Annotated in this window: 20 protein-coding genes; 13 read left to right on the top strand and 7 right to left on the bottom strand. The window is 71.2% G+C overall.

Going from position 1 to position 24,971, the window contains the following annotated elements; genetic code table 11:
* Positions 1 to 64: 64 nt before the first annotated feature.
* From D7W82_RS06340 to D7W82_RS06310, 7 genes are read left to right on the top strand one after another with little or no spacing between them, the layout of a single operon-like run.
* Positions 65 to 442 (top strand): response regulator, encoded by a 378-nt coding sequence (locus D7W82_RS06340; RefSeq protein ID WP_014399355.1) that lies wholly within the window; start codon positions 65 to 67, stop codon positions 440 to 442.
* Between the two features lie 5 nt (positions 443 to 447).
* Entirely contained in the window at positions 448 to 1,314 is an 867-nt protein-coding gene (locus tag D7W82_RS06335; protein ID WP_120617461.1) for a response regulator, read from the top strand.
* Positions 1,311 to 2,543 (top strand): protein-glutamate O-methyltransferase CheR, encoded by a 1,233-nt coding sequence (locus tag D7W82_RS06330; RefSeq protein ID WP_120617460.1) that lies wholly within the window; start codon positions 1,311 to 1,313, stop codon positions 2,541 to 2,543. Before D7W82_RS06335 ends, D7W82_RS06330 begins: the two co-directional genes overlap by 4 nt.
* On the top strand, positions 2,540 to 3,082 hold the full coding sequence (locus D7W82_RS06325; protein WP_120617459.1) for a chemotaxis protein CheW: 543 nt from the start codon (positions 2,540 to 2,542) through the stop codon (positions 3,080 to 3,082). Before D7W82_RS06330 ends, D7W82_RS06325 begins: the two co-directional genes overlap by 4 nt.
* On the top strand, positions 3,072 to 5,240 hold the full coding sequence (locus D7W82_RS06320; RefSeq protein WP_120617458.1) for a response regulator: 2,169 nt from the start codon (positions 3,072 to 3,074) through the stop codon (positions 5,238 to 5,240). Before D7W82_RS06325 ends, D7W82_RS06320 begins: the two co-directional genes overlap by 11 nt.
* Complete coding sequence (locus D7W82_RS06315; protein ID WP_120617457.1) at positions 5,237 to 6,304, top strand: chemotaxis protein CheB; 1,068 nt, start codon at positions 5,237 to 5,239, stop codon at positions 6,302 to 6,304. The genes D7W82_RS06320 and D7W82_RS06315 overlap by 4 nt, the downstream gene beginning before the upstream one ends.
* 43 nt (positions 6,305 to 6,347) lie before the next feature.
* Positions 6,348 to 7,967, top strand: a complete 1,620-nt coding sequence (locus D7W82_RS06310; protein ID WP_120617456.1) for a methyl-accepting chemotaxis protein — start codon at positions 6,348 to 6,350, stop codon at positions 7,965 to 7,967.
* 70 nt (positions 7,968 to 8,037) lie between these two features.
* Here the strand turns inward: D7W82_RS06310 and clpA are convergent, their stop codons facing one another.
* The 4 genes from clpA to D7W82_RS06290 form a co-directional block, all read right to left on the bottom strand.
* Positions 8,038 to 10,320 (bottom strand): ATP-dependent Clp protease ATP-binding subunit ClpA, encoded by a 2,283-nt coding sequence (gene clpA / locus D7W82_RS06305; protein WP_120617455.1) that lies wholly within the window; start codon positions 10,318 to 10,320, stop codon positions 8,038 to 8,040.
* Positions 10,321 to 10,323: 3 nt separating this feature from the next.
* Complete coding sequence (locus D7W82_RS06300; protein WP_014399347.1) at positions 10,324 to 10,650, bottom strand: ATP-dependent Clp protease adaptor ClpS; 327 nt, start codon at positions 10,648 to 10,650, stop codon at positions 10,324 to 10,326.
* 62 nt (positions 10,651 to 10,712) lie between these two features.
* On the bottom strand, positions 10,713 to 11,873 hold the full coding sequence (locus D7W82_RS06295; RefSeq protein ID WP_120617478.1) for a GNAT family N-acetyltransferase: 1,161 nt from the start codon (positions 11,871 to 11,873) through the stop codon (positions 10,713 to 10,715).
* Positions 11,874 to 11,936: 63 nt separating this feature from the next.
* Positions 11,937 to 12,377, bottom strand: coding sequence for a hypothetical protein (locus tag D7W82_RS06290; RefSeq protein WP_120617454.1), 441 nt, complete (start codon positions 12,375 to 12,377; stop codon positions 11,937 to 11,939).
* A gap of 141 nt (positions 12,378 to 12,518) precedes the next feature.
* Here D7W82_RS06290 and D7W82_RS06285 point away from each other — a divergent pair, with 141 nt between their 5' ends.
* The 3 genes from D7W82_RS06285 (at position 12,519) to D7W82_RS06275 (ending at position 15,305) form a co-directional block, all read left to right on the top strand.
* Complete coding sequence (locus D7W82_RS06285; protein ID WP_014399344.1) at positions 12,519 to 13,079, top strand: NifU family protein; 561 nt, start codon at positions 12,519 to 12,521, stop codon at positions 13,077 to 13,079.
* A gap of 164 nt (positions 13,080 to 13,243) precedes the next feature.
* Complete coding sequence (locus tag D7W82_RS06280; RefSeq protein ID WP_233587337.1) at positions 13,244 to 14,023, top strand: SAM-dependent methyltransferase; 780 nt, start codon at positions 13,244 to 13,246, stop codon at positions 14,021 to 14,023.
* A 430-nt stretch (positions 14,024 to 14,453) separates the two neighbouring features.
* Positions 14,454 to 15,305, top strand: a complete 852-nt coding sequence (locus D7W82_RS06275) for an alpha/beta fold hydrolase (protein WP_120617453.1) — start codon at positions 14,454 to 14,456, stop codon at positions 15,303 to 15,305.
* Positions 15,306 to 15,312: 7 nt separating this feature from the next.
* Here D7W82_RS06275 and D7W82_RS06270 read toward each other — a convergent pair whose 3' ends face one another.
* The gene (locus tag D7W82_RS06270) at positions 15,313 to 16,206 is read right to left on the bottom strand and encodes an oxidoreductase (RefSeq protein WP_120617452.1); all 894 of its coding nucleotides are present in this window, start codon (positions 16,204 to 16,206) and stop codon (positions 15,313 to 15,315) included.
* A gap of 248 nt (positions 16,207 to 16,454) precedes the next feature.
* Between D7W82_RS06270 and D7W82_RS06265 the strand changes: the two genes are divergently transcribed.
* Entirely contained in the window at positions 16,455 to 17,204 is a 750-nt protein-coding gene (locus D7W82_RS06265; RefSeq protein WP_120617476.1) for a 1-acyl-sn-glycerol-3-phosphate acyltransferase, read from the top strand.
* A 67-nt stretch (positions 17,205 to 17,271) separates the two neighbouring features.
* On the opposite strand, the gene D7W82_RS06260 is transcribed toward D7W82_RS06265, so the two are convergent.
* Positions 17,272 to 19,437: a glycosyl hydrolase family 18 protein gene (locus tag D7W82_RS06260; RefSeq protein ID WP_120617451.1), complete on the bottom strand. Its 2,166-nt coding sequence runs from the start codon at positions 19,435 to 19,437 to the stop codon at positions 17,272 to 17,274.
* 363 nt (positions 19,438 to 19,800) lie between these two features.
* Entirely contained in the window at positions 19,801 to 20,838 is a 1,038-nt protein-coding gene (locus D7W82_RS06255) for a fatty acid desaturase family protein (protein ID WP_233587335.1), read from the bottom strand.
* 405 nt (positions 20,839 to 21,243) lie between these two features.
* Here D7W82_RS06255 and D7W82_RS06250 point away from each other — a divergent pair, with 405 nt between their 5' ends.
* Entirely contained in the window at positions 21,244 to 23,838 is a 2,595-nt protein-coding gene (locus D7W82_RS06250; RefSeq protein WP_120617450.1) for a response regulator, read from the top strand.
* Complete coding sequence (locus D7W82_RS06245) at positions 23,835 to 24,971, top strand: class I SAM-dependent RNA methyltransferase (protein WP_120617449.1); 1,137 nt, start codon at positions 23,835 to 23,837, stop codon at positions 24,969 to 24,971. The genes D7W82_RS06250 and D7W82_RS06245 overlap by 4 nt, the downstream gene beginning before the upstream one ends.

Below are 24,971 nucleotides of genomic sequence, written 5' to 3'. Positions count from 1 at the left end.
GATCACCCATGCAGCGCAGGCGCATCCCGCACTCCGCGGAGCCTGCGCGAGGAGCCGTGGCACAGTGAGCACCAACGTCTTGCTGGTGGACGACAGCCCGACCGTCCGCAACATCCTCAAGATCTACCTGATGAACCTCAAGGTCAGCATCGTGGAGGCGGAGGACGCGCAGCGCGCGCTACAGCTCTTGCGGTTGGTTCCGGTGAGCGTGGTGATCGCCGACATCAACATGCCGAACATGGATGGCATCACCTTCGTGAAGGAGGTCCGCGCCAGCGCGCAAGCGCAGGTGCAGAAGGTGCCGGTCATCCTGTTGACGGCGGAGAAGGGGGAGGACCTGCGCCAGCGCGGTTCGGCAGCGGGGGCCAACGCCTTCATCCAGAAACCCGTGTCGCATGACGAGCTGACCAAGACGGTGCGTCAGTTCCTGGGCGGGGGCTGAGGACCGTGAGCCTGCCGACGCTGCTGCTGGTGGATGACAGCGACGCCATCCTGGCGTTGGAGCGGGCCATCCTCTCCGGGCACTACACCATCCACACGGCCAGCAATGGCCGTGAGGCGCTGGACAAGGTGGGGCGGCTGCACCCGGCGGCGGTGCTGCTGGACCTGTCCATGCCGGAGATGGATGGGGACGAAGTGCTCCAGCGGATGAAGGCGGACGCGGGCACGGCGGACATCCCGGTCATCATCATCTCCTCGGAGAAGCAGCGCGCGGAGGCGTGCCTGGGCTTCGGCGCGGAGGCGTTCCTGGCCAAGCCCTTCCGCGCGGACGAACTGCTGCTGCGCGTGGGCGAGGCGCTGGAGAACGCGCGCCGGCGCTCGCGCTCCGGGGCCATGCTGGTGCTGCGGCTCAGCGTGGGCGAGCGCGAGTTCGCCGTGCCGCTGGACTCCGTGAAGGAGGTCCTGCTGCAGCCGCTGACGCGGCCGTTGCCCGCGGGCCCGTCCTACCTGCGCGAGTACGTGGAGCTGCGCGGCAAGGCGGTGTGCGTGCTGGACGTGGCGCTGCGGCTGGGCGTGCGGCACAAGGTGGCCGTCGCGGAGCGGATGCTGGTGGTCATCGAAACGGAGGGCGTGTCGCTGGCGCTCACCGTGGACACGGTGAAGGACCCGGAGGAGTTCCAGGCGAGCGACATCGACCGGCGCGAGAAGGTGGGCGGCGCCGAGCACGGGCTGTTGCAGGAAGGGCTCGTGGGCATGCTGCGCACGGGCGGCCGCGCGCTGCCCATCCTGGATCCGAAGGTGTTCATCGCGCGGGGACTCTTGCGTGACCTGCCCGCGCTGCTCGCGCCGGTGGAGGAAGAGCGGAGCGCATGAGTGCGGGGCTCGACCCGAGGCTTCTGGCCCGTGCCCGGGAAGTGGTGGCGGACACCACCGGCTTCCGGGACGACGCCATCGCCCAGGAGGCGGTGGAGCGCGTGCTGCGGGCGGAGCTGGCCCGGGGACGCGTGCCCACGGAGGTCCTGAGCGAATTGCAGCAGCTGGGCTCGCCGCTGGCCTACACGCTGGTGCGCGCGGTCCTGGTGGGGGAGACGTACTTCTTCCGCCAGCCGGAGCACTTCCGCTACATCACGCAGGAGGGCATCCCGACGGCGCTGCGCCACGGCGCCATGCACCTGCGCGGCTGGAGCGCCGGGTGCGCCACCGGCGAGGAGACCTATTCGCTGGCCGCGTGCCTGCTGGCGTGCGCGCCCGCGGGGATGCCGGTGGAGGTGGTGGGCACGGACCTGCACGAGGCCAGCCTGGAGGCCGCGCGGCGCGGCACCTACGGCGCGTGGTCCCGGCGCGAGTCCGCCCCCGCGCTGCACCCCGTCTACGAGCTGCTCAACGGGCGGCAGGTGTCCATCCTCCCGGAGGTGCGCAAGGTGACGCGCTTCGCTCCGGCGAACCTGCTGGCGCCCCTGCCGGAGCGCTACGGGCAGTTCGACTTCATCCTCTGCCGCAACGTGCTTACGTACTTCTCTGCGTCCGCGCGCGACGCGGCCATCGTCCACCTGGCGCGGGCGCTGGCGCCGGGCGGCCTCCTGTTCCTGGGCACGGTGGAGGTGGACCGCGCGCCGCCGGGGCTCACGCGCGAGGGGCCTCCGGAGCTGCAGGCCTTCCGTAAGCCCCGCCCGGAGGAGCGCACCTTCGCGCAGCTGCCCACGGCCCCGCCCGTGCCGGTGCCGCGCATGACGCCCGCGCCCCGGCGGCTGTCCGCGCCCGTGCTGGTCTCGCCCACGCCGCCGCCGTCCCCGCCGCCTTCGCCCGCGCGGATGCACCTGCAGGCGCTGGAGCGGATCGAAGAGGGCAACGTGGCCGGGGCGACGGCGGTGCTGGAGCTGCTCGTGAAGCAGGCGCCGGACTACCTGCCGGGCCTGCTGGAGCTGGCGCTGTTGCGCGAGCGCGCGGGATCCCGGGACGCGGCCTTCCCGCTGATGCGCGCGTTGCGCACGCGGGCGGGGCAGTTGCCACCGGACGCGCTGGTGGATGGACCGGAGGCGCTGCCCGCGCGCTTCTATCTGGCGTCCGCTGACGCCTACCTGAATCTGGGGGCGCTGGAATGAAGGCGACGCCGCTGGTGGACGAAACCCTGGAGTCGGAGACGCGGGATCTGCTCGCGCGCCGGGCCGCGCGCCTGCGCGAGCAGGGCGAGTCGACGGTGGAGGAGGCGGTCCATTGGATCGCCGAGTTCCCGCTGGGAGAAGAGCGCTACGCGCTGCCGCTGGAGTCGCTGCGCGCCGCGCTGCCCTTGCGCATGGTGACGCCGGTGCCGCTGTCCGCGCCCGCCGTGATTGGCGTGCTGCGCTTCCAGGGCCAGGTGCTGTCCGCGCTGAGCCTGGCGTCGCTGCTGGGCGGCCACGGGTGGCGGCAGGATCCGGCCGTGCTGCTGGTGGTGGACCGGGGCGACGGCGAGCTGTGCGCGCTCGACTGCGAGGCGATTCCGCGTCCCACGACGCTGCCGCTCGCGTCCGTGGAGGCCGCGCGCGCCCGTGCGGAGGGCCCGGTGGTGGAGGTCTTCACCCAGGACCGTCAGCTCATCCACCTCATCGACCCGATGCGCCTGTTCGGCCGGTCCGACGGGGGAGTACGACATGCCCGTTGATCCGATGCTGCAGCCGCTGGTGGCGGGCTTCGCCGTGGAGGCCCAGGAGGTCATCCAGAAGGTCACCATGGACCTGCTGGAGCTGGAGCGCGAGGGGCTGGAGAACGACGCGCTCGCCAGAATCTACACGCGGCTGGGCCGGCACCTGCACACGCTGAAGGGCAGCGCCGCGTCGCTGGGGCTCCAGGACCTGGGCGACATCGCCCACAAGCTGGAGGACGCGCTGGCGCCGCTCAAGGCGCACACGCAGAAGATGCCGCGCCCGGTGGTGGACGTGCTGCTGCACGGGCTGGACCTCTTCATGCTGCGCGCCCAGGCGCACGCGGACGGGCGCGGGGACGACCTGCCGAACCCCGCCGCCGCGCTGGCCCAGCTGGTCTCCGCCGCGCCGCCGCCGGAAGCGGCCGCGGTGCTGCCAGGGGGCGCCTTCGCGCAGGTTCCGCCCACCGTGGCCGCCGCTCCGCCCAGCACCCCGCCCGTGCCTTCCGAAGCGCCCGCCGCGCTGGAGCCCGCGGGGGAGTCCGCCGACGCCGGCTGGCGCGTGAGCGCGACCCAGGTGACGTCGCTGATGCGCGAGGTGGAGCGCCTGCGCGAGGTGCGCCTGCGGGTGGAGGAGCGCAGCCGGGAGCTGGAGCGGGTGTCCGCGCTGCTCGCGAAGCAGGGCCTGCTGGCGGAGACCGCGGAGGCGCGCACGCTGTTGTCCGGCACGGGCCGCTCCCTGCGCACCGACGGCGAGGAGACGAGCGACGTCGTGGACGCGCTGGAGGACGGCCTCAAGGCCATCACCACGCGCCCCACGCGCACCATCCTGGACCCGCTGCAGCGCATGGTGCGCGACCTGTCGCGCCAGCTGGGGAAGGAAGCGCGGCTGTCGGTGGTGGGCGCGGAGGTGTCGCTGGACCGGCGCCTCCTGGAGAAGCTCCAGGGCGCGCTCGTGCACATCCTGCGCAACGCCGTGGACCACGGCCTGGAGATGCCCGCCGAGCGCGAGAAGGCCGGCAAGCACCACGAGGGCGCGCTCACGCTGCGCGTGGAGCAGCAGGGCAACCTCCTGTACCTGGAGGCGAGCGACGACGGGCGCGGCATCGACCTCTCGCAGGTGCGCAAGGCCGCGGAGAAGCGCGGGCTCGTCACGGCGGAGGAGGTGGCGCGCCTCAACGACAACCAGGTGCGCGAGCTCATCTTCCGCGAGGGCTTCAGCACGCGCTCGGACGTGACGGACACCTCCGGGCGCGGCGTGGGCCTGGACGCGGTGCGCGCCACGGTGGAGTCGCTGCAGGGCCGCATCGAGGTGTCGAGCACGCGCGGGCAGGGCACGCGCTTCGTGCTGACGCTGCCGGTGGACCTGGGCAGCTCCCCGGTGCTGATGGTGCGCGCGCTGGAGCAGTTCGTGGGCCTGCCCATGCTGGCGGTGGAGTCCACGCAGCTGGCGCGCCCGGACATGCTGCGCGTGGGCAAGCGCCGCACGCACCTGGAACACCAGGGGCAGCTGTTGCCGGTGGTGGACCTGGGCGCGCGGCTGGGGCTGCGCGCGTCGTCTCCGCCCGCCGAAGGGCAGCCGCTGCTCATCGTGCAGAGCGGCGGCAAGCGCGTGGCGCTGGGGGTGGACGCGGTGGTGGGGGATAGGGACCTGGTCATCCGCCCGCTGCCGTCGGAGGTGCGCGAGGTCGCGGCCTGGCAGGGCGCGGCGACGCTCAGCCGGGGCGAGCTGCTGCTCATCCTCCGGCCGGACTGGGTGGTGTCGGATTCGGAGAAGGTGACGGTGTCCGCGGTGAGCCGGCGGGCGCTGGTGGTGGATGACTCGCTCACCGCGCGCGCGCTGCACCGGGCGATGCTGGAGGCCGGCGGCTTCCAGGTGCACCTGGCGGCCAGCGGGGCGCGGGCGCTGGAGCGGCTGCAGGCGGACACCTACGACGTCGTCATCTGCGACCTGGACATGGAAGAGATGGACGGCATCGAACTCATCGCGCGGCTTCGCGAGCGCAAGGACACGCGCACGCTGCCCGTCATCCTGGTCTCCGCGCACGACAGCGCCGTGGCGCGTGAGCGCGGCCTGTCGTCCGGGGCGGACGGCTTCCTCAGCAAGCGCGAGTGCGCCGCGGGCCGCCTGCTCGCGGAGGTGCTGGACGTGATGAGCCGCAGGGGGAGCCGCGAGTGAGCTCGAAAAAGCCCATTCGCGTGCTCGTGGTGGATGACTCGCCCACCATGGCCAACACCCTCACCGCGCTCCTCACGGAGGAGCCGCGCATTGAAGTGGTGGGCCGGGCGGGGGACGGCAACCGCGCCGTGCAGCTGGCGCGCCTGCTGCGCCCGGACGTCATCACCATGGACCTGCTCCTGCCCGGCCTGGACGGCCCGGCGGCCATCGGGCACATCATGTCCCAGGCCCCCGCGCGCATCCTGGTGGTGAGCGCGGTGGCGGAGCAGCGCGGCGTGGACCTGGGCTTTCAAGCCATGAGCGCCGGCGCGCTGGAGCTCATCGGCAAGCCCAACGTCACCAACGCGGAGGAGCTGCGCCGCTGGGGCCGGGAGCTGGCCCACTCCGTGTGCCTGATGGCGGAGGTGCCCGTCATCTCCCGCCGCCCGCGCGCCGTGGCGCCGCCGCCCGTGCCCAGCGGGACGCGGGTGGACGTGTTCGGCCTGGTCGCCTCCACCGGGGGACCGCCCGCGCTGGCGGAGGTGCTGTCCAAGCTGCCCCGCGACCTGCCGGTGCCCATGCTCGTCGCGCAGCACATCACCGTGGGCTTCACGCAGGGCATGGTGCGCTGGCTGTCCCAGGTGTGCGAGCTGCAGGTGGGCGTCGCGCGCGATGGAGAACGGCTGGAGCCGGGCCGCGTGTACTTCCCGCTGGATGGCCATGACCTGCTGGTGGACAGCGTGGGCCTGGCGCGCCTGCAGCGCAGCCACGGCGGTCCGTGTCCCAACGGGGACGTGCTCCTGAACTCGCTGGCCATGGCGTACGGCCGGCGCAGCGGCGGCGGCGTGCTCACCGGCATGGGCGAGGACGGCGCGCGGGGCCTCTTGGCCATCCGTCAGGCCGGGGGCGTCACCCTGGCCCAGGACGAGGCCTCCAGCGTCGTCTACGGCATGCCTCGCGCCGCCGTGGAGCTGAAGGCCACGGACGGGGGCACGCCGCTCGCGCTGGTGGCGGACCTCATCCTGCAGAGCTGTCAGCGGCCGTCGTTCCGTCCTTCCCGTGGCCCGGAGGGGGGGGCCCGGTGAGCCGTTCCCCAGCCACAGACCGCAGTCGCCCGGGAGTGTTCCCTTGACGCCCTCCACCGCGCTCCCTGTCTCCTTCCTGCGCGGGCTCGGGCTCGCGCCGAAGTTCGTGCTCGTCACGGCCGTCATCAGCGCCTCCGTGGCGCTGCTGCTCACCCTCATCGCCACCCGCCAGCTGGAGTCCAACCTGGAGGAGCGCCACGCCAGCGAGGGCGAGGCCGTGGCGCTGAGCCTGGCCATCGCGGCGGAGCAGGGCGTGTCCGCGGGCATGGGTTCGCTCCAGCCGCTCTTGGAGACGTTCCGCGAGCGCGAGGACCTGGCCTACATCTTCATCCAGGACCCCACGGGCTTCGTGCTGGTGCACTCGTTCCAGGGCGTCTTCCCGGAGAACCTGAAGGCCGCGCTCGACGCGCAGCCCGGCGTGGGCAAGGGCCGCACGCGCGTGGTGCCGGAGGTGAGCATCCTGCGCGGCGGCAGGACGCTGCGCGCGCTGGATGTCGCGGCGGCCGTGGCGGAGAAGGGGCGGCTGGGCACCGTGCACGTGGGCATGGCGCGCGAGTTCATCGACGCGAGGGTGGACGCGCTGCGCTGGGAGATGCTGGCGTTCGCGCTCCTCTTGGTGACGGGCGGCGTGGTGCTGGCGGCGCTGTTCGGCCGGAGCATCGTGCGGCCGCTGGCGGAGCTCACGTCCGTGGCGGGTCACATCGTGGCGTCCGGCGACCTCACCCGCCCCATCCACGCGCGCGGCAACGACGAGGTGGGGCGGCTGTCCAACTCCTTCTCGCAGATGGTGGGCAAGCTGCGCGAGGTGACGGTCAACCTCCAGCACGCCGCCACCGCGCTCACCCAGTCCACGGACCACCTCAACGCGTCCTCCACCGAGCAGGCGCAGACCATCTCCCGCCAGGCCGCCGCGCTCCAGGAGACGCAGGTGACGGCGCAGGAAATCAAGCAGACGTCCACGCTGGCCGCGCAGAAGGCGGAGAGCGTGCTCAGCGTCGCCGAGCGCGCGGACTCCCTGGCCAGGGCGGGCGAGGCCTCCATCGAGCAGACGATGGCGGGCCTCAACGACATCCGCGCGCAGGTGGGCGAAATCGCGGAGAAGATCCTCGAGTTGGGGGAGCGCACGCGCCAGATTGGCGGCATCACCCAGACGGTGAAGGACCTGGCGGACCAGTCCAACATGCTCGCGCTCAACGCGGCCATCGAAGCGGTGCGCTCCGGTGAGCACGGCAAGGGCTTCAGCGTGGTGGCGCGCGAAATCCGCGCCCTGGCGGACCAGTCCATCCAGGCGACCACGCGGGTGCGGGAGCTCCTGGACGACATCGCCAACTCCGTCACCGCCGCGGTGCGCATCACGGAGCGCGGCGCGGAGCGGATGGAGGCGGGCCTGGCGCAGGTGCGCGACAGCGGGCAGAACCTGCGCGAGCTGTCCTCCATCGTCCAGGACAACGCCGCCGCCGTCCGGCAGATCGCCGCCGCGGTGAATCAGCAGAACGTGGGCATCAACCAAATCACCCTGGCGGTGAATGACTTGTCCAAGATGATGGACGACACCGTGGCCCGCATCGGGTCCACCGGCGAGGCGGCCACCACGCTGCAAATCATCTCCGAGCAGCTCTCCAGCGCCGTGGGCGCGTACAAGGTCGAGTCCAAGCCGGAGTAGGAAACACGAAGGCCCCGAGTCCCCATGAAGGGGGCCCGGGGCCTCGGATGAGTCAAGCCTCAGCCGTGCTTCAAGCCGGCACGGCCTCGGTGGCCTCCGCCTGGAGCTTCACGGCGTCGTCCACGACGTCGAAGCGGGCCACGCCCCCGCTCTTGAGGGAGCCGAACAGCAGCGCCTCCGCGAGCGGCTTCTTGAGGGTGTTGTCCACGAGCCGCGCCATGGGGCGCGCACCGAAGGCCGGGTCGTAGCCGTGCTCGGCCAGCCACGCGCGGGCGGCGGGCGTGAGCTCCAGCTTGACCTTCTTCTCGTCGAGCACCTTCTGGAGCAGGCGCACCTCCTTGTCCACGACCTTGAGGATGACCTCGGGGGGCAGGCCGGAGAACAGGATCCACCCGTCCAGCCGGTTGCGGAACTCCGGCGTGAAGGTGCGCTCGATGGCCTTCTTCGCCCGCGAGCCGTCCACCACCACGCTGGCGTCACCGAAGCCCATGGCCTTGGTGCTCATCTCCTGCGCACCCGCGTTGGTGGTCAGGATGAGGATGATGTTGCGGAAGTCCGCCTTGCGGCCGTTGTTGTCCGTGAGCGTCGCGTGGTCCATCACCTGGAGCAGGATGTTGAAGAGGTCCGGGTGGGCCTTCTCAATCTCATCCAGCACCAGCACCGCGTACGGGTGCTTGCGCACGGCGTCCGTGAGCAGGCCGCCCTGGTCGAAGCCCACGTAGCCCGGAGGCGCGCCGATGAGGCGGCTCACCGTGTGCTTCTCGGAGTACTCGCTCATGTCGAAGCGCAGGAACTCCACGCCCAGGCTCTGCGCCAGCTGCTTCGCCAGCTCCGTCTTGCCCACGCCCGTGGGGCCGGAGAAGAGGAAGCTGCCAATGGGCTTCTCCGGCGCGCGCAGGCCGGAGCGCGACAGCTTGATGGCGCCCACCATCTCTTCAATGGCCTTGTCCTGCCCGTAGATGACGCCCTTGAGCTCCTTGTCCAGGTTCTGAATCTGGACGCCCTCGCTCGCGGACACGCTCTTGGCCGGAATCTTGGCCATCTTGGAGACGACCTGCTCCACGTCGTGCGCGGAGACGACGCCCGTGCGCACGCCCTCCGGCTTGAGCCGCTCCGCGGCGCCGGCCTCGTCGATGACGTCGATGGCCTTGTCCGGCAGGAACCGGTCGTTGATGTGCTTGGCCGCCAGCTCCGCCGCCGCCTGGAGCGCACCCTCGCCGTACTTCACGTGGTGGTGCTCCTCGTAGCGGCTGCGCAGGCCCTCCAGCACCTTGACGGTGTCCTCCACGCTGGGCTCGTCCACTTCAATCTTCTGGAAGCGGCGGGACAGCGCGCGGTCGCGTTCAAACGACGCCTTGAACTCCTGGAACGTCGTGGACCCGATGCAGCGCAGCCGGCCCGAAGCCAGCGCCGGCTTGAGCAGGTTGGACGCGTCCATGGACCCGCCGCTCGTGGCCCCGGCGCCGACGATGGTGTGGATTTCATCGATGAAGAGGATGGCGTCCGGCAGCTCCTGGAGCGCCTTGAGCACGCCCTTCAGGCGCTCCTCGAACTGGCCGCGGAACTTGGTGCCCGCGAGCAGCGCGCCCATGTCCAGCGAGTAGACGACCGCGTCCTTGAGCGCGGCCGGCACGCGGCCTTCGGTGATGTAGAGCGCCAGGCCCTCCGCGATGGCCGTCTTGCCCACGCCGGCCTCACCCACGTAGAGCGGGTTGTTCTTGCGGCGGCGGCAGAGCACCTGGATGGTGCGCTCCAGCTCCTTGTCGCGGCCGATGAGCGGGTCGATGCGGCCCGCCTTGGCCTCGTTGTTGAGCTGGACGGCGTAGGCCTCCAGCGGGCTCTTCTTCTGGGACTCGCCGTCCTCGTCATCCCCGGCGGGCGTGGCGCGCGGCTCGCCCTCGGACTCGCCGTCCTTGGTGGTGCCGTGGGAGATGAAGTTGAGCAGGTCCAGGCGGGTGACGCCCTCCTGCTGCAACAGGTAGAGCGCGTGGCTCTCCTCCTCACGGAACATGGCGACCAGCACGTCGCCCCCGTCGATGTACTTCTGCTCCGCGGACAGCGCGTGCATGGCGGCGCGGTGGAGCACGCGCTCCACGCCGATGGTCTGCTGCGGCTCGGCGTCCACGTCGTCAGGCAGGCGCTCGACCGTCTCCTCCAGGAAGGAGGTCAGGTTCTCCTGCAGGCGCTTGACGTTCGCGCCGCAGCCCTTGAGCACCTCGCGGGTGCGCGACTCACGGGTGAGGGCCAGGAGCAGGTGCTCCAGGGTCAGGTACTCGTGACGCATCTTCCGCGCCTCGTCGAGCGCGGTGCGGAAGCTGGCCTGCAATTCTTTGGCAATCGATGGTCCCGCCACGGTTCAGCCTTCCTCGGGTTCCATGGACAGCCGCAGGGGGAACCCGTTGTCCCTCGCCGCGGCCTCCACTGTCTTGAGCTTCGTCTCGGCGACGTCGTAGGTATAAACGCCCGCCACACCGATGCCGTTGTAATGAACGTGCATCATGATCTGCACGGCATCCGTCTCCGACTTGTGGAAGATCTCCTTGAGCACGGCCACGACGAACTCACGCGTGGTGTAGTTGTCGTTGTGCAGGAGGACCTTGTAGAGCGTCGGCCTCTTCAGCTTCTGCTTGGGGACGGCCTCCGTGACGACCTGGCCGTCATCGTGTTGGTGCTTCTGAGCCATGGGCTTGCGGACTCCCTTGCCTTCGCTTCGCGAACCATTGGCGGGCCCTGCTTGAAACCGCTTCAGACCCGCTCCTTGAAACCCGTCTCCGCCCACCACAGCGGCAGGCCGCTCTCGACGGCCGCCCGCTCGTGCGCCAGGAAGCCGCGCACCGCCCGGTCCAGGCCGGGGTGAAGGAACAGATGCGCACTGTACGTGAGGTGCGGCTCGAAACCCCGGGTGAGCTTGTGCTCGCCGCCTGCTCCGGGCTCGAAGCGCTCGCGGCCCCGGGCGATGCAGTCCTCCACCGGGTGGTAGAGGCACACGTTGAAGTGCAGGAACGGATGTTCCTCGAACGCACCCCAATAACGGCCGTACAGCGTGCTCGCCCCGGTGAAGTTGAACGCCCCCGCCACCCTGCGGCCTTCCCGCCGCGCCTCCACGAACTCGCATCGGTGTTTGAAGCCGGCGAGCAGGCGGGCGAAGAAGTCCTCGGTCAGCGACCGCACGCCCCAGGGGTAGCGGTCCACCGTGGAGACGTAGAGCTGGTGGGCGCAGGCCGCGTCCACCTCCGCCAGCGCGTCTCCCCGGAGCGTGCGCAGGGTGATGCCCTGGTCCTCCATCTGACGCCGCTCCCGCTGAATCTGGTGCCGCCGCTTGGAGCGGAAGCGGCCGAGGAAGTCCTCGAACGTCCGGTAGCCCGCGTTGCGCCACAGGTACTGCACGCCCAGGCGCAGCGCGTAGCCCTGCGCCTCCAGCACCGGCAGCTCCTCCGGGGTGGGGAAGAGGACGTGGACGCTGGAGAGCCCTTGCGCGCGCGCGTACTCCAGCGCGGCGTTGTACAGCTCCGCCTCGCGGGACGGGGCGTCCTCGCCAGGGGCCACCAGCACGCGGCGGCCGGTGGCGGGCGTGAAGGGCACGCCCAGGACGAGCTTGGGGTAGTAGCGGATGCCCGCGCGCTCGGCGGCGGTGGCCCACGCGGCGTCGAAGACGAACTCGCCGTGGCTGTCGTCCTTCAGGTACGCGGGCGCGGCGGCGACCAGGCGTGAGCCCCGCCACAGGGTGAGGTGGCGCGGGTGCCAGCCGCGCTCGGGCACCACGCTGCCGCTCTCCTCCAGCGCGGCCAGGAAGCCCCACTCCAGGAACGGCACCGACCCCGGGTCCACGAGCGCGTCCCAGGCCGACGCGGGAACGTCGGTGATGGACGTGAGCAGGCGCAGCGTGGTGGGGAGCGGGGCGGACATGGACGTGCCGAGCGCCAGCCTATAACGGCGGGTGGCGGCTGCCGCCACGACCGGCGGGCCGCCCTATTTGCCGCGCGTGAGCTCCTGGGCGAGGAAGCCGGCGACCTCCGTGAGCCCCGCGGCGGCGCGCTTGCGGCCCTCGTCGGACTCCATGACCCGGCGGGCGGCGTCGCTGGCGGTGCCCACCTCCAGGTCCACCAGGATGAGGAAGGCGCTCCACCCGGCCGTCACGGTGGCGACCTTGCCCGGCCGCTGGGGCCGGTCGCTCAGGGTGGCGGCCACCTTCTCCAAAAGGCCTTCTTCCTTGAGACGTTTCGTGCTCCCGAGCATCTGCGTCCAGGTGGCCTCCAGAAGGGAGGTCAACAGGCGCCCGGAGAGGGCGGTGGAGAGGCGCTGGGAGGCCTCCTCGGCGTCCACCCGGTGGGCGTCCGCGTAGGTGGGGCTCAGCTTGGCCACCACCACGGCCTTGGTGGCCAGGTGGGCGAGGCGGGGCGGGTAGGGCATGGGGCCGTGTCTTACATCGGTGACGGGCCTTGGCTCCATCCGGAGTGAATGGATGGCGCGGGGCGTTTGCCTGACAGCCGGACAGGTTGCTATGGGGCCCGGCGCCCTTTAGAGGAAGCGGACTTTCGTAGGGAGAACAGCATGTCAGTGAACATCCAGCTCGAGTGGACCCCCAACCCCAGCACGCTGAAGTACGTGGTGGACCGCAAGCTGCTGGGCGGTGGCGCGGTGAACTTCACCAACCGGGACGACGCGCAGGCGAAGTCGCCCCTGGCGCTCCGGCTCATGGACATCCAGGGCGTGACGGCGGTGATGCTGGGCACGAACTTCGTCACCGTGACGAAGGGCGAGTCCGGCGAATGGGACGAGCTCAACGACTCCGTGATGTCCACGCTGGACACGCACCTGTCGGAGGGCCTGCCGGTGGTGGACGAGGCGGCCGTCGCGGCGGCGCGCCAGACGGTGTCCGCGGACGGCACGGTGGAGCAGCGCATCCAGGTCATCCTGGACGAGGAGATCCGCCCGGCCGTGGCGCAGGACGGCGGTGACATCACGCTGGACCGCTTCGAGGACGGCATCGTGTACCTGCACATGAAGGGTTCGTGCGCGGGCTGCCCGTCGTCCACGGCGACGCTGAAGATGGGCATCGAGGGCCGGCTCCGGGAGATGATCCCGGAGGTCACCGAAGTGGTGTCCGTCTGAGACGCAACGTCAAGGCGCCGCAGGTCCGCAAGGAGCTGCTCCCGGACCAGTCCCCCGCGCTCCTGCGGGAGCTGCACCTGCTCACGCGCGAGGGGAACCTCAACGCGGACGCGCTGCGCAAGCTCAAGCAGGTCAACCACCTGGTGGGCCTGCTCCGGCCCGCCATGGAGGACGTGCAGACGCGCCACGCGAACCCCCTGGTGGTGGACGCGGGCAGCGGCAACGCGTACCTGGGCTTCGTCGTCTACGAGCTGTTCCTGAAGGACTCAAGCGGCGGTGAGCTGCTGTCCATCGAAGGGCGGCCGGACCTGACGGAGCGCGCGAAGGGCCGCGCCGAGCGGCTGCACTTCGACCGGATGCGCTTCCAGACGGCGCACATCGACGCGGCGGAGTACCCGGAGCGCATCCACGTGCTGATGGCGCTGCACGCGTGCGACACCGCCACGGACGACGCGCTGGTGGCGGCCATCAAGCACGGCGCGGACCACGTGGCGGTGGTGCCGTGCTGCCAGGCGGAGGTGGCCGCGCAGCTGAAGGAGAAGAAGGCGAAGCCGGCCGGCTCCATGTCGCTGCTCTTCCAGCACCCGTGGCACCGGCGCGAGTTCGGCTCGCACCTGACCAACGTCATCCGCGCGCTGACGCTGGAGGCGTACGGCTACCAGGTGACGGTGACGGAGCTGACCGGGTGGGAGCACTCGTTGAAGAACGAGCTCATCCTCGGGCGGCGCGTGCACCGGGACAACCGGCGCGCGCGGCTGCAGCTCCAGGCGCTGCTCGCGGAGACGGGCGTGCAGCCCCGGCTGACGCGGCTGTTGGGCATCACGCCCGCGGGCGCGGCCGGTGGTGACGCGGAGTCGGAGCCGGCGCTGGAGCCGGCTTCGGAGGCGACGCCGGACGCGGCGCCCACGCCGGACGCGGCGCCCGCGTCGCCGTCCGAACCCTGAACGAAAGCGGGCCCCCACCTGGACCGTAGGGTGGGGCAGGTGACCTGACGGGCGGGGGCGGCGTGTGCCCCGCACCGGCAGGGCCGCGCCTTCTTCCGGCCGTGCGAGGCGGCCGGGCAGGCGTTACATGCCCTCCGTCCGTGCGATGCGCACGCGAAGACATTCCAGGGGGCCGGTTTCCTTGAGGAAGCCTCCGGGAGGATGTCGGAGGACGTGGGCACGTCAGGGGGCCCGGTCATGCTGGCGTCGATGCCGGAGGTCGGGCTCGGCGGCAGGACCCAGGGCGGCGTTCGCGGTGTCTGAATGTCGGGGTACGCAGTCTCGTCCCGGGATTGGGGCCGGCCGGTGGCCGTCAGGGCACCGGAGACGAGTGGGGCGAGCCGTGAAGTCCCTCCGCCGCGGCGCGGTGGAGGGTGTTGATGGAAGGGGCATGGCCTTGGAGCTGGATGACTGGGGTGGGAGCGGGCCGCTCCTGCACTTCGCCTGCGCGAACGGTTTTCCTCCGGAGACGTACCGGAAGCTCTTCGCGCGGCTCGCGACCCGCTACCACGTGGTGTCGCTGCGCATGCGGCCGCTGGTGCCGGGCCAGGACCCGAAGGCGCTCACGACCTGGAAGGAGCTGGGCGAGGACCTCGCGCGCGAACTGAAGGCGCGGGGGCGCTCGGGCGTGCTGGGCGTGGGGCACAGCGTGGGCGGCACGAGCACGTTGATGGCCGCCGCCGCGAACCCGGGGCTGTTCCGCGCGGTGGTGGCGTTGGACCCCGTGCTCATCACCGGGTCCCGGCTGTGGGCGCTGCGCCTGATGAAGCTGCTGGGCCGCATGGACCGCACCCCCATCGTGCGGGGCGCGCTGCGGCGGAGGGAGCGCTGGGCGACGCGCGAGGAGGCGGCCGCCGCGTACCGCCAGCGCACGCTGTTCAAGGACTGGGACGCGGACTGCTTCAGCGACTACATCACGCACGGGCTGGTGCCCACGGACGCGGGCGACTTCCGCCTGCGCTTCCCTCGCGAGTGGGAGGCCCGCATCTTCGAGACCTTCCCCGCGGATCCCTGGTCGCTCATCCGCGCCAACACGGCGCCCACGCTGGTGCTGCGCGGCGAGCGCTCCGACACGCTCCTGCCCGACGCGCTGGCGCGAGCGGAGCGGGAGATGAAGCGCACGCGCGTGGACACGCTGCCGCTCGCCTCGCACCTGTTCCCCATGGAGAAGCCCCGCGAGACGGCCGAGCACGTGCTGACGTTCCTGGACCAGCTGCCTCCCGTGGACGTCACCCCGCACTGAGGCCTGGTCAGCCGTAGGCCTCGCGCTTGATGCGCTTGTCCGGGATGCCCAGCTCGTGCAGGTGGCCCAGCACCGCCTCCATGAAGCGCGGCGTGGCGGGTGTGCGCGTCTCCAGCGCCTTGCGCCGGTCCCACGGCGTGATGGCGGGTCCGCACACGTACACGAGGCAGGTGTCGGGCGCGGGAAGCAGCTCGCGCAGCAGCGCCTCCGCGACGCGGCCCTTGCGCACCTGGGGGCCATACTTCGCCTCATCCGTCTCGCGCGTGAGCGTGTGCACCACCCGCACGCGGTCCGGCGCCGCCCGCTCCAGCGCGGCCAGCTCCTCGCGGTAGAGGATGTCCGCCCACGTCTTGTTGGACGCGAGGAACGTGTGCCGCAGCTTCAGCCCGCGGTGCAGCGCGTCCTTCACGATGGCGAAGTTGGGCACCGCGCCGGAGCCCGCCACCACGTGCAGCACGTGGTCCGCCCGCTCCGCCACGTCGTCCGGCAGCACGTACGGCCCCATGAAGCCCGTCACCTTCAGCTTCGCGCCCACCAGCCGCCCGTGCACCAGCAGGGGCGACAGGAGCGGCGGGTAGCGCGTGACGCCGGGGATGAACTCCTCGTCCTTCACCGTGATGGCCACGTGCCGCTCGTGCGGCGCGGAGGCGAGCGAGTACGAGCGCGGCGGCTCCTTGCGCCCCTTCTGCTCCTGCAGGTACGCGCACTGCTGCGCGAGCGACCGGAACTGGTGCGGGTCGATGTTGATGAACTGGCCTGCCTTGTAGTCGAGCGGCCCCGCGCTCGCGTCCAGCTCCAGCCACAGCGTCGCCGTGTCGTGGGTCTCCATGCGGAGGTCGGTGACGGTGGCCTCGTACTCGACGGGCCGCTTCGCTCGGGAGGGCGTGGCTTCGGCGCTCATGTGCCTCCCCATAACACGCAGGGTACGGGGCCGCGCGGACGTGCTCGCGCCACGGCGCGCCCTTCCGCACCCGGACCCCGGGGTGGGCGCTTCGTTGGCTGGATGACGGAAGGGCAGGCGGGCGGCCTGGCGCTCCCGGAGGACCGCTGACCCACCCCACCGGGCGGGACTACATCTTCCAGAAGGACGTCCAGCCATCGCTTCCCCTGGTGACCAGGGGCATTTCCGGAAAGGATGTGGGCCGGCCCGTGCTTCGACTCCTCTTCGCCCTGATGTCGCTGCTCCCCTACGGGCTGCGCCGCCATGTCGTGCGCGGCCTGATGCACGGGGTGTGGGGCCGGCTGTCCCACGCGAAGGTGTACGGGCTGAAGGACCTGCCGGACGGCCCCTGCCTCTTCATCTGCAACCACCTGTCCAACGCGGACGGCTTCACGCTCTACCGGGCGCTGCGTCCCCGGCGCGTCGTCTTCCTGGCCGGCGTGAAGCTGCACGGCACCGTGATGACCCGGCTGGCGGCGGAGACGATGGACACCATCGACATCACGCCCAACTCGCCGGACATCGAAGCGCTGCGCCGCTGCGTGGAGCTGCTCAAGGGCGGCCAGTCCGTCCTCATCTTCCCGGAAGGGGGCCGCAGCCGCTCCGCGGGCCTGCTCCAGGCGAAGAAGGGCGTGGGGCTCATCGCCAAGCGCGCGGGCGTGCCCATCGTCCCGGTGGCGCTCACGGGCACGGAGAAGCTGATGCCCATCAACGACTCCGACATGGGCGGCGAGCGGCTCTTCCACGCCGACGTCACCGTGACCTTCGGGCCCGCCTTCCGCATGGAGGACCTGGAGCCGGAGGTGTCCGGTTCCTCCGACGCGCGCCAGGCGCTGGTGGACGCGATGATGCGCCGGGTGGCCGCGCTGCTGCCGCCCGCCTACCAGGGCGTCTACGCCGGCGGTCCGGAGCCGGTGGCCCCCGCGGCGCCGCCCTCCGCCGTGCCGCCCTCCGCTTGAGCGCCGCGAACGCGAACGGCCGCGCGGGCGGGTGCCCACGCGGCCGTCTGGCTTCAAGCCGTCCCGGTTACTGGAGGAACGCCTTCTTGACCTCGGTGAGCAGCGGGTTGTCGCCCGTCGCGCGGTCGATGCAGCCCTGGTTGATGGTCCAGATGATGGTGCCGCCGTAGCCGTTCGCCTTGGCGTACTGGCCCTTGGCCTGGATGGCCTCCGGACCGTCATACGTAATCCAGCGCACCGTCCCGTCCTCCACCGGCGTGTCGAACGTGACGTAGTTGGCCTGCGCCGCCGCGTCCCACTGGAGCCTGCCCGTCTTGGAGAGCTCCAGGATCTTCTTGTACGTGAAGGAGTTGTCGCCGCCCACGTAGTCGGACCAGTTGGTGAAGGGCTGGCGCGGGCCGGTGATGTGCCGCCACGCGAGGCCGTAGAACGGGATGCCCATGCCCAGCTTCTCCTTGGGGATGCCCGCGGCCACCCAGGCCTTGAGGCTGGACTCCACGGACGTCGGGTGGGTGCCGGACTCGCCCGTGAGCGCGGACGTGAACCACGAATCCCAGCCGTCCCAGACGCCAATCATCTCGTAGGACATGACGTTCACCTGGTCCAGGTACTGGGCCAGCTGCGGGTACCACCTGAGCGACGCGTCCGAGGCGAAGTTGTTGTTGATCCAGCCAATGGGGAACGTCAGCAGCATGTTGGGGCGCGCCTGACGCAGCCGCTGCACCAGCGCGAGCAGGTTCGGCTTGTCCACCTCCTCCACCGGCTCCCAGTCGATGTCGAGCCCGTCGTAGCCGTGGTCGTCCATCGTCTTGAGCAGGTTCTGGACGAACCTCTCCCGGTTCGCGGAGGAGGCCGCGCCCACCCAGTTGGCGTGCTCGCCCGCGCCGCCCACCATGATGATGGCCTTGCGCCCCGCCGCGTGCGCGCGGGTGGAGAGCGTCTTCGCGATGGCGGAGCCGTTCGAGTTATCGAAGATGGCGTCCACCGTGCCGTCCGTGTTCGGCGTCACGCGGCCCACCATGATGTGCGTGAGCGCGCTGAAGTCCACCTTCTCCGGCGGGTAGTCATCCGCGTTCCAGCCCGTGTAGTAGCCGGACACCCACTTGTTGGTGTTGCCCACCGGGCCCGTCACCACCACGTCCGCCGTGGCCTTCTTCGTCGTGTCCGCGTTGCTCGTGGCCACGACGTGGTACGTGCCCGCCGTCCGGGGCGCGGTGTACGTGCCGCTGGAGGTGACGGTGCCGCCCGCGGCGCCTTCCAGGACGCTCCACGTCACGGCCGTCTGGGTGCTGCCCGTCACCGTCGCGGTGAAGGTCTGCATGCCGCCCAGGGACAGCGTCGCGGTGGTGGGGGTGACGCTGACGCTCACGCCCGTGGGGGAGGTCCGCATGCCGGACACCGCCGTGGACTTCGCGCTCTCACCGGCCGTGTTCAGCGCGGTGACGGCGTACCAGTACGTCGTGCCCGCGACGGCGCTGGTGTCCCTGTAGGACGCGGCGGTGAGCGCCGTGGAGGTGAGCCGCGTGTACGTGCCCGTCCGCGACGTGGCGCGATACGCGTGGTAGCCCGTGGCGCCCGTCACCGTGCCCCAGGAGAGGGCCACGTCCGTGGTGGAGCCCGTGGCCTGCAGGGCGGCGGGCGCGGAAGGGGCGGTGGTGCTCGCCGCCAGGCGCACGTTGTCGAAGTACACCGTGGCCAGCCTGCGGCCCGCGTTCTCCATCACCACCAGGCCATCCAGGGTGGTGTTCGCCGCGCCCAGCGTGGACAGCGGCATGCGGCACAGCGTCCACGCGTTGGCCCTGAGGGTGCCGCCCGCGCAGGTGGGGTTGAGCGCCACGGGCGGCTTCGCCACGCCGCCCACGCTCGCGTAGAGCGCGATGGCGGGGTTGGCCGTCGCGCCGGGGTTCACCTGCAACTCCACGAAGCCCTGGCCCGTGGTGGGCACGCCCGCGTGGTGGAAGTACAGGCCCGTCCAGGGGCCGAACGTCGCGGAGATGGAGCGGGTGCCCGCGTACACGGGCCGCGTCGCGCTGAGGCTGTGCGTCGCCCAGGACCAGTCCTGCCAGCCCGAGCCGAGCGCGTCGTCGAACATCGTGGTCGCGCTCGCGAGCGCGTCTCCGGACATCCCCAGCGAGTCGTCGTCACCCGCGGTGGACGTGAAGTCCGGCGCGCCACCGCAGCCGGTGTGCATGGCGCCCAACGCCACGAGGAACCCAATGAGCTGCCTTCTCAAGTTCTCTCCTGCGGCCAGGTGAAAAGGGCGGGCCGGGAGAACCGCATCCCCCTGCCCGCGGCGCGTGGCAGGGGTCCCCCGGTCGCCCTGTCGCCGCGCCGGAATTGGCGGGCGGGGGAGGGGGGACCTGGCGAATCGCAGGCAGAGAAACACCGCGAAACTTCGTCTGTGTTCAAGCCACGGGGTGGGCTATTTCGGCACGTTGCGAGGACGCCAGGCCGCTGTATCAGCGGGGTGGCGAGCGTCTGGCTTCAGAGCGAAATATGCCTGGTGATGACTGAGACGGGCGGGCGCTTCCCACGCCTGGAGGCGCCACGGGGGCGCCTCCAGGGGAAAGCCAGTCAGGCCGGGATGCATCCAGCTTCAATCATTCACAGGCAATGTATCACGGCCTTTATTCCGGCCCAACGACGTGAGGAAGTTCCACGCGCTCTGCTCCCCGCCCAGGTACGTCTGGAAGTGGTTCTCCCCGGGGCGGTAGAGCTCCGTCTGCTTGAGCCGCTCGTGCAGCGCGGGCAGGTGGTAGTAGGGCACGGACGGGAAGAGGTGATGGGACAGGTGGTAGCTGGCGTTGAAGGGCGCGATGAAGAAGCGCTCGAACCAGGTGGCCGCCTCCACGTCCCGCGTCTCGTGCGTCTCATCCGGGGTGGCGGGGGTGAAGGGGTGCTCCACCACCGCGCGGATGCGGAAGGCCATCATCATCAGCGTCAGCGACGGGAGGGACCACAGCAGCAGGTAGTGGAGCCAACCGCCCGTGAGCGTGAGGAAGGTGATGAAGCCGGTCAGCCACAGCGCGTAGCGGAGGTGCTCCGCGCGGGACGGCTTCGAGCCGCCCTTGCCCAGCGCGCGGCCCGTATAGGACCAGGGAATCATGATGCGCACGTGGGACGGGGTGAAGAAGCCCACCAGGTCTCCCAGCAGCACCAGCGCCATGCCCCCTCGCGTGCGCGGGAACATCCACGCGTGGTCGCGCTGCGCCGTGCGCCAGTACGGGTCCTTCTCCGTGTTGACGTAGCGGTGATGTTCCGCGTGCTCCTTGCGGTAGCCCTCCGTGGTGATGTTCATGGGGAACGCGCACAGCAGGTCCGACAGGACGTCGCTGGCCTTGCGGTTCGTGAGCAGGTGGTAGTGCGAGGCTTCGTGCACCAGGCTCAAGAGCGCGTGCTGCCGCGAGGAGATGACCACCGCGGCCAGCACCCACGCCCACCACCGGTCCACCTGCACCACGAACGCCACCGACAGCGCGATGATGAGCCATTGGCGCGTCACCGCCCACAGGCCGCGCGCGTTGGTCACCACCGACAGCTCCCTCACCGACGCCGTCAAGGCGCGACGGTCGAACGCACGGGAGGTGACCGCTTCCGAGTCATCCAGCGACAACGGTTCTGGAACGGCGAGCATCTGGGGACAGACCTCCTGCCGGGCGCGAGTGCTCTGGCGGAGGGCCGGGAGGTCGTTTCCTCCCCCGTCCAAGGCGACCCCCTGCCGCACACCCCGGTCATGTGGGACTGCACCGCCTTGGCGGTAATAATCTCATATCACAGGAATTCAGAGGTCGGAAAGACCCGCTCAGTCTTACAGCCAGGGCGGACGTGGCAGGCCCAAGGGGTGGCAGTGAAAGGCTTGTGTTGAGTGGTGCCCAGAAGGTTGCCCCCGGGGAGGCCTGGCGTTCGTGAAGACGGCGGCCCCGGGCCTTTTGGCGGGTGCGATGGAGGGGGATGTCCGTACACTGGACGGGAACCCCTTTCCGCGTTCGCGGCGGCCCAAAGGAAAGGAGGGGAGGTTGCTGGACCTCCCCGTGAATGGATGCAGGCACCCTTCGACTTCCAGAAGCTCTTCGAGCTGTCGCCCAATCCCTACATGCTGGTGGACCGGGAGCTCCGGTACGTCACGGCGAACACGGCCTACCTGCGGGTGACCGCCAGCCGGCTGGAGCAGCTGGTCGGGCGCACCATCTTCGAGGCCTTCCCGCACGACCCGGACGACCCGAACAACGCCAGCTCCCGGATGCTGCGCGACTCGTTCTCCCGCGTGCTGACGGAGCGGCGGCTGGACACGCTGGCGCTCATCCCCTACCGGGTGCCCCGCGAGACGGCGTCCGGCGTGGTGGTGGAGGAGCGCTACTGGAGCGCCACGCACACGCCCCTCCTGGATGGCCGGGGCGAGGTGGCCTTCATCCTCCAGCACACGATGGACGTGACGGAGCTTCATCAGCTCAAGCAGGCCGTGCGTGACGCGGAGGTGCCACAGGACGCGGGGCCCCGGACGCAGCTGATGGGCGGGGTGCTCGCGCGCGCGCAGGCGGTGCAGGAGGCCAACCGGGTGCTGGACGACGAGCGCCGGCACCTGCGGCGCCTGTTCGAACAGGCGCCGGGCTTCATGTGTTCGCTGAGGGGGCCCGAGCACGTGTTCGAGCTGGCCAACCGCTCCTACCTCCAGCTCGTGGGGCACCGGGACCTGCTGGGCAAGACGGTGCGGGAGGCCCTGCCGGAGGTGGCCGGGCAGGGCTTCTTCGAGCTCTTGGACCGGGTGTTCACGACGGGCGAGCCCTTCGTCGGGCACAACATGGGGCTGCACCTGCAGCGCGAGCCCGGGGGGCCGCTGGTGGAGGCCTTCCTGGACTTCGTCTACCAGCCCGTCATCGAGGCGGACGGCAGCGTCAGCGGCATCTTCGTCCAGGGCCACGACATGACGGCGCAGAAGCGGGCGGAGGACGAGCTCGCGCGCCACCGCGACCACCTGGAGGAGCTGGTGCGCGAGCGCACGCGGGCGCTGGAGGAGAGCGAGGCGGAGCGCCGGCAGGCGGAGGCCGCGCTGCTCCAGGCGCAGAAGATGGAGGCGGTGGGCAAGCTCACCGGCGGCGTGGCGCATGACTTCAACAACCTGCTCCAGGTGGTGAGCGGGAATCTCCAGCTGCTCCAGCGCGACACGGTGGGTGACTTGCGCGCGCAGCGGCGCCTGGAGACGGCGCTGGGCGCGGTGGAGCGCGGGGCGCGGCTGGCGTCGCAGTTGCTCGCGTTCGCGCGCAGGCAGCCCCTGGCGCCCACGGCGCTCAACCTGGGCCGGCTGGTGCGCGACATGGACGACCTGCTGCGCCGCGCCCTGGGCGAGGACGTGGAGGTGGAGACGGTCATCGCGGGCGGGCTGTGGAACACGTCCGTGGACCGCAACCAGCTGGAGAACGTCATCCTCAACCTGGCCATCAACGCGCGCGACGCCATGGACGGCCGGGGCAAGCTGACCATCGAAGCGGGCAACGCGATGCTGGATGACCACTACGCGATGCTGCACCCGGAGGTGACGGCGGGGCAGTACGTGCTCCTGGCCATCTCCGACACGGGCTCCGGCATGACGCCGGAGGTGATGCAGCGCGCGTTCGAGCCGTTCTTCACCACGAAGCCGGAGGGGCGCGGCACGGGCCTGGGGCTGAGCATGGTGTATGGCTTCGTGAAGCAGTCCGGCGGCCACGTCAAAATCTACAGCGAGCTGGGCCACGGCACGTCCATCAAGATCTACCTGCCGCGCACCTTCCAGGCGGCGGTGCAGCCGGCGGAGACGGGACCGGGGCAGGTGGAGGGCGGCACGGAGACCATCCTCGTGGTGGAGGACGACGCCGCGGTGCGCGCCACGGTGGTGGAGGTGCTCACGGAGCTGGGCTACCGCGTGCTCAAGGCGCACGACGGCCAGAGCGCGCTCGCGGTCATCCAGAGCGGCCTGCCGGTGGACCTGCTCTTCACGGACGTGGTGATGCCGGGGCCGGTGCGCAGCCCGGAGCTGGCGCGGCAGGCGAAGGCGCACCTGCCGGACCTCGAGGTGCTCTTCACGTCCGGCTACACGGAGAACGCCATCGTGCACGGCGGCCGGTTGGACCCCGGCGTGAGCCTCTTGTCCAAGCCGTACCGGCGCGAGGACCTGGCGCGGAAGATCCGCGCGCTCCTGCGCGGACGCGAGCCGCGGCTGGCGGCGAAGCCGTACCGCGCGCCCACGCCCGCCGAGGCGCCGTCGAAGGGCGCGCTGCGCATCCTCCTGGTGGAGGACGACGCGGACATCCGCGAGTCCGCGTCCGAGCTGATGACGGACCTGGGGCACACCGTGCTCGCGGTGGAGAGCGCGGAGGCGGCGAGCGAGGCGCTGGCGAAGGGGGCCTTCGACCTGCTCTTCACGGACGTGACGCTGCCGGGCAAGTCCGGCGTGGTGCTGGCGCGCGAGGCCGTGCAACGGTATCCAGCACTGCGAATCATCATTGCCTCCGGAGACTCGCGCGCGGTGGCGGCGGAGGACGGCCAGGCGCTGGAGCGTGTGGTGCTGCTGCCCAAGCCGTATGACCTGAACCAGATGGAGCGCGCGCTGGAGCAGGCCGCCATGGACGCGGGTCCCTCCGCGCGGACGCGGTCGGCGTGACGGACGCTCGGGCCCGGACGGGCGAAACCCTCTACGTGTCCACGCTGCCGGGCCTGGAGCCCGCGCTGGAGTCGGAGGCGCGCGAGCGGGGGCTGTCCTTCCGGCGCGCGGAGGGCGGCATCGAGTGCGAGGGCCCGGCGGGCCTGCACCAGACGGCGAACCTGCACCTGCGCACCGCGAGCCGCGTGCTCCTGCGCCTGGGCACGTTCGTGGCGCCCACCGCGGACGCGCTGGTGCAGGGGCTGCGAGCGCTGCCCATGGCGGGCGTCTGGGACGGCAAGGTGCCGCTGCGGCTGTCGGTGACGCTGCACCGCTCCGTGGCCCCGGGGCCGGCCGTGGTGCTGGAGTCCGCGGCCGTGGCCTGGGACCCGTGCGAGGTGACGGTCGCGGGACACCTGGACGAAGAGGGCGGGGGGCCGGAGCTCACGCTGCTGGTGCGCGGCGAAGGAGAGCGCTGGACGGTGAGCGTGGACACGTCCGGTTCCCCCCTGTACCAGCGCGGCTACCGGCAGGAGGTGGGGCGCGCGCCCCTGCGCGAGACGCTGGCCGCGGGCATCCTCCGGCTCGCGGGCTACGCGGGGGACGTGCCGCTGGTGGACCCGATGTGCGGCTCGGGCACGTTCCTGGTGGAGGGCGCCTGGCTGTCCCAGCGCCGCGCACCGGGCCTGCTGCGCACGTTCGCGTTCCAGTCCTTCCCGTCCTTCGACAAGGCCGCCTGGGCGCACCGCCGCGCGGCAGCGGAAGCCGAGGGGCTGCCGGAGCCTCGCGCGCCCATGCGCGGATACGACCTCAACGCGGGGGCGCTGGGCACGGCGCGGCGCAATGCCAGACGCGCGGGCGTGACGCTCACGCTGGAGCGGCATGACCTGCGCACGCTGAAGGCCCCGCCGGACGCCCCCGGGCTGGTGGTGGCCAACCCGCCCTATGGCAAGCGCGTGGGCGAAGCGGAGGACCTGCCGGACCTCTACCGCGCGTTGGGCGCGACGTTGAACGGCGCGTTCCGCGACTGGCGCAAGGCGCTCATCGTCCCCGAGGAGCCGAAGCTGGTGGCGACGCTGGGCCTGAAGGGCGCGCGGCAGCTCCCGGTGAAGAACGGCGGGCTGCGCTGTCTGCTGTTGCTAGCGGGCGCTTGA

Source organism: Corallococcus sp. CA049B, from assembly GCF_003611685.1.
Taxonomy (GTDB): domain Bacteria; phylum Myxococcota; class Myxococcia; order Myxococcales; family Myxococcaceae; genus Corallococcus; species Corallococcus coralloides.
Note: the sequence above shows the minus strand (reverse complement) of the source record. Positions and strands in the feature narration are given on the sequence as shown.